Genomic DNA, 17,597 nt, shown 5'->3' with positions numbered 1-17,597 from the left:
AATTGAGACCCCCTCTCCCTTGAAGCGCCTGGAAGAATGGATAAGAAGAAGGTTGAGACTGTGCCGTTGGCACCAATGGAAAAGGGTGAGAACTCGAATTCGTGAACTGAGAGCCCTTGGGCTCAAAGAACACGAAGTGTTCGAGATCGCTAACACTCGGAAAGGGGCTTGGCGTACGACAAGGACGCCTCAATTGCATAAAGCCCTTGGCAAAGCCTACTGGCTTAAGCAAGGGCTGAAGAGTTTAACGCAGAGATATTTTGAACTCCGTCAAGATTGGCGAACCGCCTAGTGCGGACCCGCATGCTAGGTGGTGTGAGGGGACGGGGGTTCGTCACCCCCTCCTACTCGATTGCGTTTCTGATTTCGCTTCATCGGTTTGGGTCTTCATGTCCGCTTTGGCGCCGTAGCTCGCCGCCGGCGACGGTTCGGATTCTTTTCCGGTGATGTCGATGGCCGTCACCCGATAAAAACCGTACAGATCGCCGAGCGTAAAGGAGGATTGATCCCCGCCGACGACGTCGGCGATTTTTTGAAACGGCGAAGATTCCATCGGCGCCCAATAAATGCGGTAGCCGATGACATCTTGAGACGGGCTTTTCGACCATTTCAGCGATTTTCCATTGACCATGAGGCGGCGGATGCCCGCGGGTGCCGCGTTGTCCGGTTTATAGGCGTCGACGGCGGCGAAGCCATCCAGGCCCGGCGTTTTTTGGACGGCGCTGAGATTAACATACGGAAAATGCGTTTGGATGAAATCCCGGTTCAACACCAACCCCGTCTGCGTAAATTCCGGGGGCGTCGACGGCAAGGCCCGCACTTTCCGCCCATTCAAGACCACGTAGCGGTCGCTGTTAAACGCGGCGGCTTCTCCGTGCGGCAAAAACTTTTCGTTAAAAAGATCGGTGACGACCAGCCCCGCCTTCTTGCACTCTTCCGTTGCCGGTCCGTTCGTTAATCCGCAGAACGTCCGCTTGACGATGCCCGCCGGCATGTTGAAGCGTTTGCCGGCCGCCGCGACCTTTGGATCGGCCGCGTAGGCCGCGTTGGCGAACGCCGCCCATAATCCGGCGGTTTGCTGATGGTATGTGGCGGGATTCAGTTTGAGCGAATACGTTTGCCCGTTGACCGTGATCGCTTGTTGGTCATACCCCGTCCAAATGCCGAGCGTGACGTTCGGATTGGCGGCAATGAACCAAGAATCGTGCCAGTCTTGCGACGTTCCCGTTTTGCCGAACCAATCGCTTTTAAAGGTCAACCGGCTCGGGATATCGGCGGCCGTCCCTCCGGCGTGATAGAGGACGTCCCGCAGCATGTCGATCACGAGATAAGAGGTTTGCGGCGAAAACACCTTCGTCTCGCTTTTCTTGTGCTGGTAGACGACTTTTCCGTCATTCGCGGTGATCTTCTCGATCATGTAGGCGTCGACAAACGTTCCGCCGTTGGCGAACGTCGCGTAAGCGTTGGTGTTTTCCTCGACGGTGACACCGATCGTCAAGCCGCCGATGCCGACGGGCAACGGCCCGTTGTCCGGGTAAACGAGCGAAGAGAATCCCATTTTTTCCAAATAGGACAACGGATTAAACTTTTGCCGATTCATCCAATAAACCTGAATCGCCGGCACGTTATGGGAGGCGTACAAAGCGGTCCGCGCCGTCTCGAGGCCGTGGAAACGGCCGTTGTTGTCCGTCGTTCCATAGTTGTGCGGCTCGTAGTTCCCTGGATATCGGCTCGGCAAATCGGCGAGGATCGTGCCGGGTTGAATGATGCCGTTTTCGATCGCCGGCCCGTAATCAAGAAGCGGCTTCATCGAAGAGCCGTTTTGCCGCCTCGTCTGGGTCGCGTGATTGACTTGGGATAACGCGTATTTGTCTTTGCGTCCGCCGACAAACGAAATGATTTTGCCCGTGTCGTTTTCGATCAGCATGGCGCCGACTTCCATCGGCAGCCGGATTTCTTCTTTTTTGCCGGTCTGGGGATTGATCCGCGTGTACACCCGATCCCGATCATACCCGGTGTAGCTGTCCGCAGCTTTCTGCATGCGGTCGTAGACGTTCTTGTCGATCGTCGTATAGATTTTGTAACCGTTCTGTTCCAGCTGTTTTTCGGCATTTTCCAAGAAGGCGTTAAAAAGGTCCCGGTGTTTTTTCAAAGTCTGGTAATCGTAGCCCGCTTTTTTGACCGTCGCTTCGATGCTGACCGGATGGCCCTGATTTTGCAGAAGCCGGTTGACGTACTCAAGGTTTGACAGCCTCGTGGCATCGGCGGCCAGCCGCTCGCCGTCATAGCCTTGTTTTTCGGCATCAAGCTTGGCTAGAATCTGTTTGGCGCGTTCGTGGACTTCGGTCATGAGATAAGGATAATCTTCCGCCGGGCGCTCCAATTTTTTGAGGAAATGCCGGCGGTAATCATAGGCCAGCGCCTTTTGGTATTCCGCTTTGTTGATGGCGCCGCATTCGAGCATGCGCCTTAAGACGAGATGGGCGCGGCGGATGCCGGCGCTGACGTCGTCCTTCAACCCGCCTTCGTTTTTATAGGGCGAGTAAACGAACGGATTTTGCGGCAACCCAGCGAGAAAGGCGGCTTGCGGCAAGTTCAGATCCTTCGCGTCGACGCCGAAAATGCCGCGCGCGGCGGCTTGGACGCCGGCGATGTTTTGTCCCGAGGCGTTTCGCCCAAAAGGCACGAGGTTGATGTATGCGTTCAAGATCGTTTTTTTGTCGAAAAAGTGCTCCAAACGAAGGGCGTACAAAATTTCTTGCGCTTTTCTTTTGAACGACACTTCATTCGTCAAGATCTGGTTTTTGACGAGTTGCTGCGTCAGCGTGCTGCCGCCCGTGACGACCGGCTGGTTCGTCAATTCTTGGTACATCGCGCGCATCACCGCTTTCGGGACGACGCCGTGATGCTCATAAAACCATTGGTCTTCCGTCGCCAGCAACGCGTCGATGAAGACGGGGGCGACGTCGTCGACATCGACTTCGGTCCGTATCAAATCGGTTTTCAAGCGCCCGAGCTCTTTTCCATCGGCAAAATAAATCGTGCTCGTCTCGGCGTAATTTTGAATGGACTTTTTCATTTGCTCGCGGCTTAAAATAGGTTGGTCTTTGACGAGGGATGCGAAGTAACCGGCGGCGACGCCGCCGACGAAAAAAAACGACGACGGTGGCGCCGGCGAGCAAAATGAGCAAAAGGCTCCAAAGCGTTTTATATCCGATGCGCAGCCCCTTTAAGATTTTTTTCTCGCGCAAACGGCCGATCGCTTTTGCAAGAAGCGCTCTCAGGCCGGAAGATGGCGAAGGCATGGCTTTTCCTCCCTATGCGAAAATGAATAAAAATAAACAATTATAAAAACCCAATCTATAATATATCATAAAGTTTGCGGTGGAAAGAGGCCGTCCCATTTATCGAGGGGAGGAAAGCGGCACCGGCGCGGGAAATCGGAAATAAAAAAAAGACCCGGAAAAATCCGGGTCTTTCGCATCAGCGCGAATAGAATTCGACGATGAGCGCTTCGGTGATTTCGGCCGGAAGTTCCGAGCGTTCGGGCAGACGCGTGAGGGTGCCTTCCAGTTTGTCGGCGTCGAAAGACAGATATTCCGGGATAAAGTTGGTCGCTTCGATCGCTTCTTTGATGATCGCGAGGTTGCGCGATTTTTCCCGTACGCCGATCACATCGCCGACGTTCACGCGGTAAGACGGAATGTCCACGCACTTGCCGTTCACCGTGATGTGGCCGTGGTTGACCAGCTGACGCGCTTGCCGGCGCGTACGGGCGAGTCCGAGGCGATAAACGATGTTGTCCAGGCGGGTTTCCAAGAGAATCATGAAGTTTTCGCCATGGACACCTTTCATTTTGGCGGCCGCTTCAAACGTGCGGCGGAATTGGCGTTCGTTCAATCCGTACATGAAACGAAGTTTTTGTTTTTCTTGCAGCTGCAGACCGTACTCGGAAAGCTTGCGGCGTTGGTTCGGGCCGTGTTGGCCGGGCGCGTACGGGCGTCTTTCGAGCTCTTTGCCCGTTCCGCTCAAAGAAATGCCGTAACGGCGGGATTTCTTCCAAGCCGGGCCAGTGTATCGAGCCATGCTGACTCCTCCTTTGGTTGTTTTGTTGTCAACCCGGCGACATGGCGCATATCGGCATGTCTTCCGCGTTGCGTGGATGCATAAAAGGACAGTCAACGGCGGCGCGCACGCGGGACCATTTTGTTTTCACGCACCCTCGCCCGACAGTGAGGTTACGCGATGCGCCTCTCCGCCCCGGATGAGAGGAACAAAATGGGAACTCCGCGCGGCTTTCCGCCACCCTGTCTGATTTTGCACAAAGTCCATTATATAAGCGCCCACTGATGGTGTCAAGGCTGCGCATCGCCTAAATTAATCTGGCCGCAAGGATTTTGGCGCGCTGACGTCAAAATATGAAAGGGCCGGTCGTTGTTCCTTAATAAAGTCTCGTTCCTATGGCACGGGGTTGAGATTTTCCACGTCTGACGTTTTCGTCAAGATTTTTTGAACAGAGTTGACACGGCTATGATAAAATGATTATTAAGAACTAGGACTTTAGGACGGTCTCTTGAAACCTGTGGCGTAAAAAGGGAGCCGGATGGCGGGGCACATCGGCCGATCGTTTGCGTGTACGCGGAGATGCGCAGGGGGGGTGCTCATGGGATTGAAAGATGCGTCCGAACATGAACTTGACGAATTGGATATTCGCGATGTTTTGGTTCACCTGTTTTACGAAACGCATTATGCCGGTCGGATCAACCGCGTCTGGAAGGCGTTTGCCGACTACTTTGCCGCACAGAGCGGCGGTTCCGCGACGGTTTTTCTTTATAATCCGTCGAGCGCATGCTACGGCTTTCATGTGTCGTCGAACCATGATTTGGCCCGTCGGCTTGAATCGGTGTCTTTTACAAAGGAGACGTTGCAAAACCTTTTGCAGGGTGAGGCGTTTGCCCGCCTGAAAAACGGTGACGGAGTCGTTCCCGATGGAGTGATCGGCGAAGCGCATGCCGGTTATCTATGGCCGCTTTCAGGAAGAGGCGGCAGCGCGCTCGGGGTTTTCATTCTCATCGCCCCCGCCGAGCGGTGGAGCAAAAAAGCGCTCGACCGGGTGACGCGCATCATCGATGAGTGCGGCAAAATGCTGTTCCAAGTTGAAAAACTCATCAATGCCGCCAACGCCGGCAAGCGCTATCGCCATCTGTTTGATGTGACGAGAAAAGTGCATTCCACCATGGATGAACAAGAAATATTGGACGAGGTGCTCCGTTCCCTCAACACCCTTTATCCCGACTTTCAAATCCGGCTTTTGTCCATGGAGGACGTCCTGGCTGCTTCCCTCGAAAGCCAGGCGGCGTCCGAAGCGTTTTTGAGCGGCAAAGTGCGCTTTGAGCGTTCCGAAACGCATGCGCGGATGTACGCGCCTCTTTCGGGCCGGCAAGGCGTCTATGGGGTCTTGGAAATGACTGCGCCGGACACCGGGCCGTTCCCGGACGATGAATCCGAGTTTATTGCCTTGCTTGCAAGCACCGCGGGCCATGCTTTTGAAAATGCCCGGCTTTATCAGCAGTCCCAGCAATCGATCTCCGATTTACGCTTGCTGAACCGGACGTCCCAACGCCTGAACGCGAACCTTCGCTTCGAAGATACGGTGGATTATTTAATCGGGCAGATGCTCAAGGATTTTAATGCGGACGAAGCCGGATTTTTATTGGTGAAAAACGACGGCGAGCCCGAGGTCTATCCGAAGAGCACGCCGTATTTCCACACGGAGGACGGCCGGACGTTGGTTCAATCCATCGCGCAACAGCTTAAAGCGAAGGATGAACCCGTGTTTTTGGGCGACATGCAGCGCGAAACGTGGGGGCGAAATTCGGCGTATCGTTCCTTTATCGCCATTCCGATGCATCTCGATGAAGCGTTGTTCGGAGCGGCCGTTGCTTTGGATAAGGAAGCGTACCATTTTTCCTATGATCAGTTCCGGCTGTTGCAATCGATCGTTCAGCATTCCGCGTTGGCGCTGGCCAACGCGCGCTTGCGCGAAGAATTGGAGCAGAAGGTGATCACCGATTATTTGACGGGGCTTTATACGCGCAGTTATTTCAACCGGGCGGTGGCCGCATCGCTGTCCCGAGATCGCTGCGGCGTGCTGCTTTTGATCGACATCGATGATTTTAAGCTGATCAACGACACATACGGCCATTCGACGGGCGACCGCACGCTCGTTGCGATCAGCGATATCATCAAAAGAAATATCCGCAAAGATGATGTCGCCTGCCGCTGGGGCGGAGAGGAGCTCGCCGTCTACATGCCCTCCTGCGAACTCCCGTCGGCGAAAGCGGTCGCGGATCGATTGGTGTCCGCCGTCAAAACGCTCACCTCGCCGTCCGTGACGATTTCCTGCGGGCTGGCGGGATGGAGGCGGGATGCGCCCTGCGGTGGGCTCAATGATCTTTTCGATCGCGCCGACAAAGCGCTGTATATGGCAAAAAAACGCGGCAAAAACCGCGTTTTCCTCAGTGAATGAACGGGCCGTCCCGTGTTACCGGGTACGGCGCTTTTTGTTGTTTACAAAAATTCGACAAGGGTTTTCACAAACATTTCCAGACCGCGGCGATCGACATCGTCAAATCGGCCTTTCACAGGGCTGTCGATGTCGAGGACGCCGAAAAGTTCGCCGTCGATTTCGATCGGCACGACGATTTCGGATTGCGACGCCGCGTCACAGGCGATGTGGCCTTCAAATTGATGAACGTCTTCTACGACGATTGTTCGCCGCTCTTTGGCCGCGGTGCCGCACACGCCTTTGCCGATCGGAATGCGGACGCATGCCGGAAGGCCTTGAAACGGCCCGAGGACGAGTTCCTTTCCGTCGAATACGTAAAAACCGACCCAATTGATGTTCTTTAAAAATTGGGCGAGAAGAGCCGAAGCGTTCGCCAAATTGGCGATCCGATCCGATTCGTCGGCGATCAACGCTTTCAACTGCTTGGCGACGAGCGCATATTGTTCTTCACGCGTCCCTTTATATTCCGTAACGGTAAACATTCGCACACCCTCCTATCCGTCGCTGATCACTTCATTCTAGCAGAATTCCGCCGTTTTTTCAGCTGTTTTGTCGAGAAATTTAGGAAGGAAACCACCTTCCCAAAAGAGAAGCAAACATTGTAAATCCGTTCGTTCCCGGGAGGTGGAACCATGCGGCCAGCGGCAAAAAAGCGGGAGACCAAACAGGCGGTCATGGACGCGGCCGCCCGCCTGTTTCATATGTACGGTTACCATGGCACTTCCGTGCGCGCGATCGCGGAAGAAGCCGGCGTCAACGTCGCCCTTATCTCTTATTATTTTGGCGGGAAAAAAGCGCTCTTGGAACATCTTATGGAAAATTTTTATGAAGGGTATTTGCGCGTTTTGGAAACCGCCATTCGTGACGGCGCATGTCTGGGCACGAGCGATTTGCTCTATCTTATGGCCGAGCGGCTCATTCAATACCAACACGACCGTTTTTATGTCGCGCTGTTCGTCCACCGCGAAGTGACCGTCGATTCCACGCTGGTCCGCGAACTGATGACCACTTATCTCATGAAAGAAAAATATTTGTTCGAAAATGTGTTTGCGGAAGGATTGCGCAAAAAGGACATCCGTCCGCTTCCCGTCGATTTTTTGATTCTGCAATTCCGCGAGATGATCATCATGCCGTTTTTGCAACCTCTTTATTTAAGGCGGGTCCATGCGTTGGAGCCGACCCGTCCGCCGTTTCTCGCCCGCTATTTGCGGTTTGTAAAAAGTTGGACCGCTTCGCTTTCCCCATCTCCTTCGCCGTCCGCCGACGGCTTCACGCCGTTGACCGCCATCGACAGCGCCGATCGGTGATGGCGATGGCGGAGCCGGGCGTTACAAACGCGTGTGTTCGCCAAAAACCGGCTTGAATGGGTGCATCCGCAGACGCGCGTCCCCTTTCCTGTTGAATGCCTGAAATGCACCGCAAAATAAATGAAAATAGCTGTCATAAAAAGTCATTCCGTGTTATCATAAAATATACATATCCTATGTCGTTTGATGTCCGGGAGCTAGGCTCGGGTGATTGGGGGAAGCTTCGGTCATGGTATACGTCATTGTTGCCATCCTTCTTATCGTCGTGGCGGTCGCCATATACGGAGCGGTGATGCGGCGAAAAATTTATCAAGAGATCGATCGCTATGAATCGTGGAAGATTGATGTGATGAACCGACCGATCGCCGAGCAGATCGCCAAGGTCAAAGAGTTGAAAATGGTCGGAGAAACCGAGAAAAAATTTGAATCGTGGCGCCGCGATTGGGATGAAATCGTGACCACGGATCTGCCGGCGGTCGAAGAAAAGCTCTTTGATGCGGAGGATTATGCCGACAAATTTCGCTTCGGCAAAGCGCAAGAGGTGGTCATCGACATCCAACGCAGCCTGGAAGCGGTCGAGGCGAAGCTCAAGCGCATGTTGGACGATCTCAACGAAGTGATCGAAAGCGAAGAGGAAAACCGCAAGGATATCGTGACCGTAAAGGAAAAATATCACGGCCTGAAAAAAGACTTGATCGCGAAACGACCTTTATATAAAAGGACGGCTCCATTCGTGGAAGCCGAGCTTTCCAACATTGAATCGGATCTCGCCCGTTTTGAAGAGGAGAGAGAGGCGGGCAACGTCCTCAAGGCCCGGGAAATCCTCGGCGGCGTCAAAGAACGGCTGGACGAACTGGCCGGCATCATGGGGAAAATACCGAAATTTTACCGCGATATCCACGACCGGCTGCCGAAGCAATTGGACGAACTGGAAAACGGCGTCGCCGAAATGGCGGCGGAAGGCTACGCGCTGAGCCATCTGAAGATCGATGAGCGGGTCAAAGACATGAGAAAACAACTGACCGCCTGCGAAGACGGTTTGGAAAAAGCGGCATTTGATGAAGTGGAACGGGTCATCGCCGATCTCAATGAACAGCTTGAATGGTTGTACAATCAATTGGAAAAAGAAGTGGAAAGCCGCAAACAATTGCGGGAAGAAGTTCCGATCGTCCGGCGCGATTTGGAAATCGTCGCTGAAAAAGTGAAGGAGATCGCCCGTGAAACCGAGCTTGTAAAAGAAAGCTATCGGATTGAGCCGGGCGATTTGCGGACCCAACAGGATATCGATGAGGCTTTTGAAAAGCTCCGGAAGGAATTTGACGAAGTCAGCGCCGTGCTCTCGGAAAATAAGCAGGCCTTCAGCATCATTTATGAAAAAATCGAAGACATGCGTCACCATATCGAACGGCTGCGCGATAATGCCGACGAATTTAAAGAGTTTTTGACGAATTTGCGGAAAGATGAACTGATCGCCAAGGAAACGCTGCAAAAATTAAAAGAACGCTTGTTTAAAGCCCGGCGAAAAGTTCAAAAGAGCAATTTGCCCGGCATACCTGCCTCCTACATAACCCTCGTGGATGACGCCGAAGAAGTGTTGAACGAAATCAGCATCAAGCTTGACGTGAAGCCCCTTGAAATGCACGCCATCCAGCAGCTGTTGGAAGACGCGCAACGAAAAGGTGCGGCTCGTCTACGAGAAAACCGATGAAATGGTCGAATCGGCGATTTTGACCGAACAGTTGATTCAGTACGGCAACCGTTACAGAAGCCGCGATCCCGAACTCCATCAAGCGCTCTTGCAAGCGGAAGATTATTTTAGAAGTTATAATTACGCTGAAGCGGTCGAGATTGCGGCCGCCGCGATTTACCGCATTGATCCGTCCGTCGTCAAACGCTTTAAAGTGGAAGTGGAGGACGTCGTCTAACCCCCGATCTGATCGGTCGGGGGTTTTTCACGGTCGGCCATGCTGCGCGGCCCCGTTCACTGCCAATGCTTCCGCGAGTTTTCGCGTGGACGGGGCTTCTGTTTTTTTATGGCCATGCTTCGCGGCGCCCGTCGCCGAAGCGTCCGGCACATGCGCCAAAACCGGTGTTTTCATCGCACCGCCTTTTGTGCGGGGGTCGCAAGTGATGGTTTTTGCCGGAATGTGTTATCCTTTCAATAGGACAAAACCGAGTAAGGAATTATAGAAGGAGTTTTGGTCATGATTTATCTTGATAACAGCGCGACGACCAAACCATATCCCGAGGTGCTCGATACGTACAAAACCGTGGCGGAAGAGTACTTTGCCAACCCGTCGTCCCTCCATAAACTCGGCGGGCGCGCCGAAGCGTTGTTGAACAAATGCCGCGCCCAGGCCGCTCGCCTCCTTAACGTGAAAGAGCAGGAAATCATCTTTACGTCCGGCGGGACGGAAGGGAATAACACGGCGATCAAAGGCGTGGCCTTCGGCTATCGCCAGCGCGGCAAGCATATGATCACCACCAAGGTGGAGCATCCCGCGAGCCGCGCCGCCTTTGAACAGTTGGAAGCGCTCGGCTACGACGTCACCTACCTCGATGTCGACCGGGAAGGTCGGATTTCCGTCGATGACGTGAAGCGGGCGCTGCGCGACGACACGATTCTGGTCAGCGTCATTCACGTGAATAATGAGCTGGGCACGATTCAGCCGGTCGAAGAAATCGGCAACCTTTTAAAAGAACGGCCGAAGACGCTGTTCCACGTCGATCACGTGCAAGGCTTTACCAAGGTGCCGCTCGATTTTTATGAAGCCGGGATCGATTTGTGCACCATCAGCGGCCATAAAATCCACGGTCCCCGCGGCACCGGCATCCTTTTCATTCGGGAAGGAGTGCAGCTTTCCCCGCTGCTTGCGGGCGGGGGGCAAGAACACGGCCTGCGCTCGGGCACGGAAAACTTGCCGGCCATCGCCGCTTTTGTCCGGGCGATGCGCATGACGACGGAACGCGCCCGTACCGGCATCGCTGCGCTCGACAAGCTGTCGAAGCGCATTCGGCAGGCTTTGGAAGAACTCCCCGGAGTGACGGTGAACACCCCGAAGCAAGGCGCCGCGCCGCACATCCTTAACGCCACCGTGCATGGCTTGCGCGCCGAAGTGTTCATCCATGCATTGGAAGAAGAAGGGATTTACATTTCGACAAAATCCGCCTGCTCCTCCAAGGAAAGCGAAGCGAGCGCCGTCCTTTTGGCTTGCGGCATTCCTGAAGAAGCGGCGCGCCAGGCGGTCCGCATCAGCCTGTCGTTTGAAAATACACCGGAAGAAATCGAGCGCTTTTTACAGACGTTTGCGCGTAAGCTGAGCGAATTGAAAAATGCGATGGAGTGATAACGATGCGCTATGATCAGTTGGTCTTGAGTTTTGGGGAAATTGCATTAAAAGGCAAAAACCGCCAGATGTTCAGCGATTTGTTGTTTCACCGTGTCCGCGAACGGCTGAGAGATCTCCCGAGCGTCAAAGTGCGGATGCCGTATGACCATATCGAAATCGATTTGAACGGCGCCAATGGCGACGAGGTGGCCGAACGGCTGCGCCACGTCTTCGGCATTCAGTCGATCCGGGCCGCGATCGAAACGAATCTGGATCTCCAAGAAATGCAAGCCGGGGCCTTGAAAGTTTTATTGGGCGAACAAGCGAATCGTCCGATCCGGACTTTTAAGATATCGACCAAGCGCAAAAATAAAAAGTATCCGACGCCTTCCAACGAATTAAATCACTTGATCGGCGCCCATGTGCTACGGAACACGGAAGGCATTAAAGTCGACGTTCATCATCCCGATTTGGAGATCAAGGTCGAGGTTTTAGAAAATCGCGCCCGCATCAGCGGCCGGACTTACGAAGCCGCCGGCGGACTTCCGGTTGGTTCCGCCGGCAAAGTGTTGCTCCTGTTATCCGGCGGCATCGACAGTCCCGTCGCGGGTTACCAACTCATGCGCCGGGGCGCGACGGTCGAAGCCATCCACTTCCACAGCCCGCCGTACACGAGCGACCGCGCGCGGCAAAAGGTCATCGATCTTGCGGAAAAACTGCACTTCTATGGCGGCGACGTGAAATTGCACATCGTGCCTTTTACCGAAGCGCAGCTCGCGATCCGGGACAGCTTGCCCGAGAGTTATCGAATGACGATCATGCGCCGCATGATGCTCCGGATCGCCGAACGCGTCGCGGAGCAAAGGGGGGCTTTGGCTTTGGCGACCGGCGAGAGCTTGGGCCAAGTCGCCAGCCAGACGCTCGAGAGCATGAACACGATCAACGAAGTGACGAACCTGCCCGTCCTCAGGCCGCTCATCGCCATGGATAAAGTCGACATCATGACGATTGCCAAAGAAATCGACACGTACGACATATCCATTCGTCCTTATGAAGACTGCTGCACACTATTTCTGCCGCGGGCGCCCAAGACGAAACCGAATCGCGAACACGCCAACCGTTTTGAAAAAAATCTTCCCATTGACGCGCTCGTTCAGGCAGCGGTTGACGGCATCGAAACGATTGACATCGGCCGTCACGAGGATTCGATGGACGCTCTGTTATAAAGCGCCGGAGGACTTGCAAACAATTACCAATTAAAAATGGAATGGGATCACCTCTCTTGACAGACCATAAAGGTACACAAGGAGGTGAATACCATGGCAAACAACAACAGCAACCAAATCCTTGTTCCCGGCGTCGAGCAAGCGTTGGAACAAATGAAGTACGAAATCGCTCAAGAATTCGGCGTTCAGCTCGGTGCTGACACGACTTCTCGCGCGAACGGTTCCGTCGGCGGGGAGATTACGAAGCGTCTTGTGGCGGCGGCGCAACAACAATTGGCCGGTCGTCAATTCTAACATTTGAATAATAAAATGGTTAAAGAGGACGGCTTTTCGGCCGTCCTTTTCTATTGAAAAAATCCGCAAATAAAGTTCAAAAAATTGATATTCTTTAGTACAATAAGGGAGGAAGGATATCGCCTGGAGGAGGAGAAAAATGGTGGAAAACTTAATCGCTCCCGAGTATTACAATTTTACGGAGGAAATCGAAAAGCACGATAAGGAGAAAGCGGCGCTGAAATTTCTCTCTCCGGACGGGGAAGTGACCGTCGTGACCTACGGCGAATTGATTGCGCGGGCCAACCGGTTGGCGGACGGTTTCACTTCTCTGGGCCTTAGAAAAGGCGAACGCGTGCTCATCATGGTGCCCCGTTCCATCGAGGCTTACGTCGCCTATATTGCCGCGCTCAAAGCCGGGCTCGTCATCATCCCCGCCTCGGAAATGCTGCGGCCGCAGGATCTCACCTACCGATTAAATCACGCGGAAGCCAAAGCGGTGTTCGTCCAAGCCGGATTGACCGATCGCATTGATGCCGCGGAAGCTCCGACCGTCCGCTTTAAAATCGTCTGCGGCGGGAAGGCTCCTTCTTCGGATTGGCTCGCTTACCACGAGCTTGTCAAAGGGAAGCCCGATCATTTCGAGGCGGTGCGGACAAAGCGGGACGACATGGCGTTTTTGGCCTATACCTCGGGGACAACGGGCCATCCGAAAGGGGTTGTCCACGTGCACGGCTGGGCATACGCCCATTTGCGGACAGCGGCGACACACTGGTTGGATATCCGGCCGGATGACACCGTCTGGGCGACCGCGGGTCCCGGCTGGGCGAAGTGGGTATGGAGCCCGTTCGTTTCGGTTTTAGGTTCGGGAGCGACCGGTTTCCTTTACGGCGGACCGTTCGACGCCGAACGTTATTTATCCATTCTCGATGAACAGTCGATCAACGTGCTTTGTTGCACACCAACGGAATACCGGCTGATGGCCAAAGTGGATCATCTCGGAGCGTATCGCCTCGCCGCCCTTCGGAGTGCGGTCTCTGCGGGAGAACCGCTCAACCGGGAAGTCATCGATACGTTCAAAAGGCATTTCGGCGTCGTCGTTCGCGACGGTTACGGGCAAACGGAGAACACGCTTCTCGTCGGCACGATGCGCGATGTGGAGCCGAAGCCCGGTTCGATGGGCAAACCGACGCCGGGAAACCGCGTGGACATCATCAAGGAAGACGGCCGGCCGGCAGAAGTTGGAGAAGTCGGCGACATCGCGGTTCACATAAGCAGTCCCGCACTGTTCAAACATTACTATAAAGACGAAGAGCGAACGGCCCAAGCGTTCAGAGGGGAGTACTACATCACGGGGGATTTAGGGAAAAAAGACGCGGACGGATATTTTTGGTTTGAAGGCCGGCGCGACGACATCATCATTAGTTCCGGTTACACGATCGGCCCGTTTGAGGTGGAAGATGCGCTCGTCAAGCATCCCAAGGTGAAGGAATGCGCGGTGGTCGCCAGCCCCGATGAGATCCGCGGCCACGTCGTGAAAGCTTTCGTCGTCTTGAAAAATCCGGAAGACCGCAACGACCCCGGTTTGATCCGCGCCTTGCAGGAACACGTGAAAGCGCTCACGGCGCCTTATAAATATCCGCGGCGCATCGAATTTGTCGACGGATTGCCTAAGACGACATCCGGAAAAATCCGCCGCGTCGAGTTGCGCGAACGGGAATTGAAAGCGGGAAGCCATCATTAAATCGTCGCGAACCGCGGCGGTGCCGGTTGCGGTCGCCGCCGCGGTTCTCAAATGACAGAGCCGATTGCCCGGCTCTTTTTTGTTTATTTTCAGCGGCGCTGCAAAACCTATGAGCGAGAGCACATTAAGGGCGGGTGGCTGCGATGTGGGCTGCGATCGGGCTTTTCATTCTTTTTGCCGCGGCTTTCCTCGTTGTACTGATCTATTTCAGCCGGGTTTCCGTCTGGATCGATGCGGGCTTCGGCAACGGGCGCGATTTCGCGCAAGTCCGCATCAAGTGGTTTGGCATCCGCTTGGCCGTTTTTCAATATCCCGACCCGTCCGGACGCTTTCCCTCGTTCGTGTCCATGTTTAAACAAAAAAACGGCGTCTGGCGAAAACAGGAGCGGGAACAAGCGCGGCGCGAACGGCAGGCCGCCGGTTGGCTGAAACGTTTGCGGAAAACATGGCGGGAAGGAGAAGCCGTTCGCCCGTTCATTGCCGCGCTTCGCGTCAAAAAATTGTACTGGGCGACGTCCATCGGACTGGAGGATGCGGCCGCAACGGCATTCACCGCAGGCGTCATTTGGACGCTGAAGGCGAACGTGCTCGCCTGTCTCGGCGGTCTGGGTTCCCGGATGGACCAGCCCCTGATAGACGTCCGGCCGATTTACGGGGCGCCGGCGTTTCGAACCCATCTCCGCTGCATGATATCCGTTCGCCTCGGGCAAGCTATCCTCACAGCTTGCCGAATCGCGAAACTAAGGAAAGGGAGGCATGGCGGGACATGTCGGAACATCCCATACAGGGCTTAATGAAAACGGCTTTGGAAAGCCTGCAAGAAATGACCGATGTGAACACGATCATCGGCGATCCGATCGAAACCCCCGACGGAAATGTCATTTTGACGGTGTCGAAAGTCGGATTCGGATTTGCGGCGGGCGGCAGCGAATTTCAAATGAGCGGCCAAGGACAAAGCGGCGGTTATGAGGATTCGGATGCCTCGGGTTCCGGTTCCGGGTCGAGCCTGCCCTTCGGCGGCGGATCCGGGGGCGGCGTTTCGATCACGCCGATCGCTTTTCTCATCGTCGGTCCCGGCGGCGTGAAAACGATTCATTTGGACAACAGCACCCATATATACGAAAGACTGCTTGATCTGGCGCCCCAGGTCGTCGAAAAGCTGCAAGCGATCGTCACCGGAACGGGCGGAAAAGACGGCCAACAGCCCAAAGGCGACTCCGGGGGAAAAGAGCAACGGGGCGTCATCCGTCACAGAGTGAATTATGAGCCGTATGACTCGGAAAGCTGACCGTCCCGCGGTCGGCTTTTTCATTTCCCGGGATCCGCCGCCGATGCCCTTTTCTTTTATGTGAAAAAGGACAGATGGGGATTGCATTTTTTTCACGTTTTCTGTATTTTATTTAATAAAAACAATAAAGAAATAAACATTATTTCTGAACTTGCCTATATGCAGCAAGAATCGCAATGCCCTGCCCGCGGGAGATAAGCCTGACGGGCATGATCAAAGTCAGCAGGGGGTAAACATGCTAGAAGCAAAGGATGGGCGCAACGCCGGTGAAGATCAAGGGAACAAACTATTGGTTTTGCAATCGGATTTCGGGCGAAGCGATGGAGCTGTCTGCGCCATGTACGGCGTCGCCAATTCGGTGGACCCTTCCGTTCGGATTTTCGATTTAACCCATGATATTCCGCAATATGACATTTGGGAAGCTTCTTACCGCCTCTATCAGACGATCTCTTATTGGCCGAAGGGCACCGTCTTTGTTTCCGTGGTGGATCCGGGGGTCGGCTCGGAACGCCGCAGCGTTGCTGTGCGAACGGCTGCCGGGCATTATGTGATCACGCCGGACAACGGGACGTTGACTCATTTGAAAAAATTCATAGGGATTGAAGCCGCACGCATGATCGACGAAAGGGCGAACCGCCGTCCCGATTCCGAATATTCTTATACGTTTCACGGCCGGGACATCTACGCCTATACGGGGGCACGGCTGGCCGCGCGGCAAATCGCTTTTGCGCAGCTCGGACCGGCGGTGGCCATCGACTCGTTGGTTGAACTGCCCGTAGCGGAAGCTTGTATAAAAGATGGGCGCATCGTCGGGAACATCGATGTCCTCGATATTCGCTTTGGCAATCTTTGGACAAATATTCATCGCCGCCTTCTCAAAGATGCGGGGATCCATTATGGCGACCGTTTGGAAGTCGCCATTTATCATCGCGTCCGTGAGGTGTATAAAGAGACGATGACGTTCGGCCGCACGTTCAGCGATACGCGTGTCGGTGAACCCATCGTTTATGTCAATTCATTAGACAATGTGGGTGTCGCCATCAACCAAGGCTCGTTCGCAGACGCAAACGGCATCGGCAATGGCAAGGATTGGCGCATATCCATTTGTAAAATATAGATTCAAGGATTGATAGGGGAGGAAACGCCATGCAGGGGGAAAAATTGTCCATCAAAACGATCGTCGCGATCGGGATCGGCGCCGCCGTGTTCGTCATTTTGGGAAGATTTGTTTCCCTACCGACGGGCGTCCCGAATACAACGATTGAGACGTCTTATGCTTTTCTTGCTTTAATGGCCGTGCTGTTCGGTCCCGTCGCCGGGGCCTTGATCGGACTCATCGGACATGCATTAAAAGATCTCATCATGTACGGCTCGCCGTGGTGGAGCTGGGTCATCGTTTCCGCGCTCGTCGGGCTTTTCATCGGCCTTTCATCCAATAAAATCAAGATCGATGAAGGCGAATTCGGCGTGAAAAAGATCGTCCTTTTTAATATTGTGCAAGTCGTCGCCCAAGCCGTCGGCTGGTTCCTGATCGCGCCGACGCTTGATATTCTCATTTATGCGGAACCGGCGAATAAAGTTTATCTGCAAGGCCTCGTCGCCGGCATCGCCAATATGATCACCGTCGGGGTCATCGGCACGCTGTTGTTGTTCGGCTATGCCAAAACCCGGAGCAAAAGCGGAAGCCTTGAAAAAGAATGATCGCCGTCCGTTTTTGAAAGGTTTTATGTGTGGCCGCTTTTCGCGTGCCCATTCAAAGAAGTCAAGCCGCGCATCCGTGCGGCTTTATCCATGCCTTTTTGTTGGGATTGAAAATCCGCTTCCGAATCATCTTTTTAAGACGAATCGGCTTTTGGTAGGAG

Annotated in this window: 15 protein-coding genes and 1 pseudogene; 13 read left to right on the top strand and 3 right to left on the bottom strand. The window is 54.3% G+C overall.

The annotated features are described in order from the left end of the window. Positions 1-292 (top strand): annotated as a pseudogene (locus tag CCB157_RS18030) (group II intron reverse transcriptase/maturase); the annotation flags it as partial. Between the two features lie 42 nt (positions 293-334). Here the strand turns inward: CCB157_RS18030 and CCB157_RS08900 are convergent. Further along, the gene (locus tag CCB157_RS08900) at positions 335-3,079 is read right to left on the bottom strand and encodes a transglycosylase domain-containing protein (RefSeq protein WP_077615561.1); all 2,745 of its coding nucleotides are present in this window, start codon (positions 3,077-3,079) and stop codon (positions 335-337) included. A 404-nt stretch (positions 3,080-3,483) separates the two neighbouring features. Then, the gene (gene rpsD / locus CCB157_RS08890) at positions 3,484-4,086 is read right to left on the bottom strand and encodes a 30S ribosomal protein S4 (RefSeq protein WP_077615559.1); all 603 of its coding nucleotides are present in this window, start codon (positions 4,084-4,086) and stop codon (positions 3,484-3,486) included. Between the two features lie 577 nt (positions 4,087-4,663). Here rpsD and CCB157_RS08885 point away from each other — a divergent pair. Next, complete coding sequence (locus CCB157_RS08885) at positions 4,664-6,529, top strand: sensor domain-containing diguanylate cyclase (protein ID WP_158077255.1); 1,866 nt, start codon at positions 4,664-4,666, stop codon at positions 6,527-6,529. Positions 6,530-6,570: 41 nt separating this feature from the next. Here CCB157_RS08885 and msrC read toward each other — a convergent pair whose 3' ends face one another. Continuing rightward, entirely contained in the window at positions 6,571-7,050 is a 480-nt protein-coding gene (msrC, locus tag CCB157_RS08880; protein ID WP_077615557.1) for a free L-methionine (R)-S-oxide reductase MsrC, read from the bottom strand. A gap of 150 nt (positions 7,051-7,200) precedes the next feature. Here msrC and refZ point away from each other — a divergent pair, with 150 nt between their 5' ends. The 11 genes from refZ to CCB157_RS08825 all read left to right on the top strand — a co-directional run bounded on the left by refZ (position 7,201) and on the right by CCB157_RS08825 (position 17,436). After that, the gene (gene refZ, locus CCB157_RS08875) at positions 7,201-7,875 is read left to right on the top strand and encodes a forespore capture DNA-binding protein RefZ (protein ID WP_077615556.1); all 675 of its coding nucleotides are present in this window, start codon (positions 7,201-7,203) and stop codon (positions 7,873-7,875) included. A 229-nt stretch (positions 7,876-8,104) separates the two neighbouring features. After that, a complete protein-coding gene (locus tag CCB157_RS08870; protein WP_077615555.1) occupies positions 8,105-9,583 on the top strand; it encodes a septation ring formation regulator EzrA in 1,479 nt (492 codons plus the stop codon). Next, a complete protein-coding gene (locus tag CCB157_RS08865) occupies positions 9,555-9,800 on the top strand; it encodes a septation ring formation regulator EzrA (protein ID WP_143286985.1) in 246 nt (81 codons plus the stop codon). The genes CCB157_RS08870 and CCB157_RS08865 overlap by 29 nt, the downstream gene beginning before the upstream one ends. A gap of 279 nt (positions 9,801-10,079) precedes the next feature. Further along, the gene (locus tag CCB157_RS08860) at positions 10,080-11,222 is read left to right on the top strand and encodes a cysteine desulfurase family protein (RefSeq protein ID WP_077615553.1); all 1,143 of its coding nucleotides are present in this window, start codon (positions 10,080-10,082) and stop codon (positions 11,220-11,222) included. Positions 11,223-11,227: 5 nt separating this feature from the next. Then, entirely contained in the window at positions 11,228-12,430 is a 1,203-nt protein-coding gene (gene thiI / locus CCB157_RS08855; protein ID WP_077615552.1) for a tRNA uracil 4-sulfurtransferase ThiI, read from the top strand. A 93-nt stretch (positions 12,431-12,523) separates the two neighbouring features. Further along, complete coding sequence (locus CCB157_RS08850) at positions 12,524-12,724, top strand: alpha/beta-type small acid-soluble spore protein (protein WP_077615551.1); 201 nt, start codon at positions 12,524-12,526, stop codon at positions 12,722-12,724. 139 nt (positions 12,725-12,863) lie between these two features. Next, positions 12,864-14,447, top strand: coding sequence for an acyl-CoA synthetase MbcS (gene mbcS, locus CCB157_RS08845; RefSeq protein WP_077615550.1), 1,584 nt, complete (start codon positions 12,864-12,866; stop codon positions 14,445-14,447). A gap of 143 nt (positions 14,448-14,590) precedes the next feature. Next, entirely contained in the window at positions 14,591-15,241 is a 651-nt protein-coding gene (locus CCB157_RS08840) for a DUF2953 domain-containing protein (RefSeq protein WP_077615549.1), read from the top strand. Continuing rightward, entirely contained in the window at positions 15,214-15,735 is a 522-nt protein-coding gene (gene ytfJ, locus CCB157_RS08835) for a GerW family sporulation protein (RefSeq protein ID WP_077615548.1), read from the top strand. The genes CCB157_RS08840 and ytfJ overlap by 28 nt, the downstream gene beginning before the upstream one ends. Positions 15,736-15,970: 235 nt before the next feature. Beyond that, entirely contained in the window at positions 15,971-16,852 is an 882-nt protein-coding gene (locus CCB157_RS08830; RefSeq protein WP_077615547.1) for an SAM hydrolase/SAM-dependent halogenase family protein, read from the top strand. A 29-nt stretch (positions 16,853-16,881) separates the two neighbouring features. Next, positions 16,882-17,436, top strand: a complete 555-nt coding sequence (locus CCB157_RS08825) for an ECF-type riboflavin transporter substrate-binding protein (protein ID WP_077615546.1) — start codon at positions 16,882-16,884, stop codon at positions 17,434-17,436. Positions 17,437-17,597 lie beyond the last annotated feature (161 nt).

This window comes from Caenibacillus caldisaponilyticus (assembly GCF_002003465.1).
Taxonomy (GTDB): domain Bacteria; phylum Bacillota; class Bacilli; order Bacillales; family Sporolactobacillaceae; genus Caenibacillus; species Caenibacillus caldisaponilyticus.
Note: the sequence above shows the minus strand (reverse complement) of the source record. Positions and strands in the feature narration are given on the sequence as shown.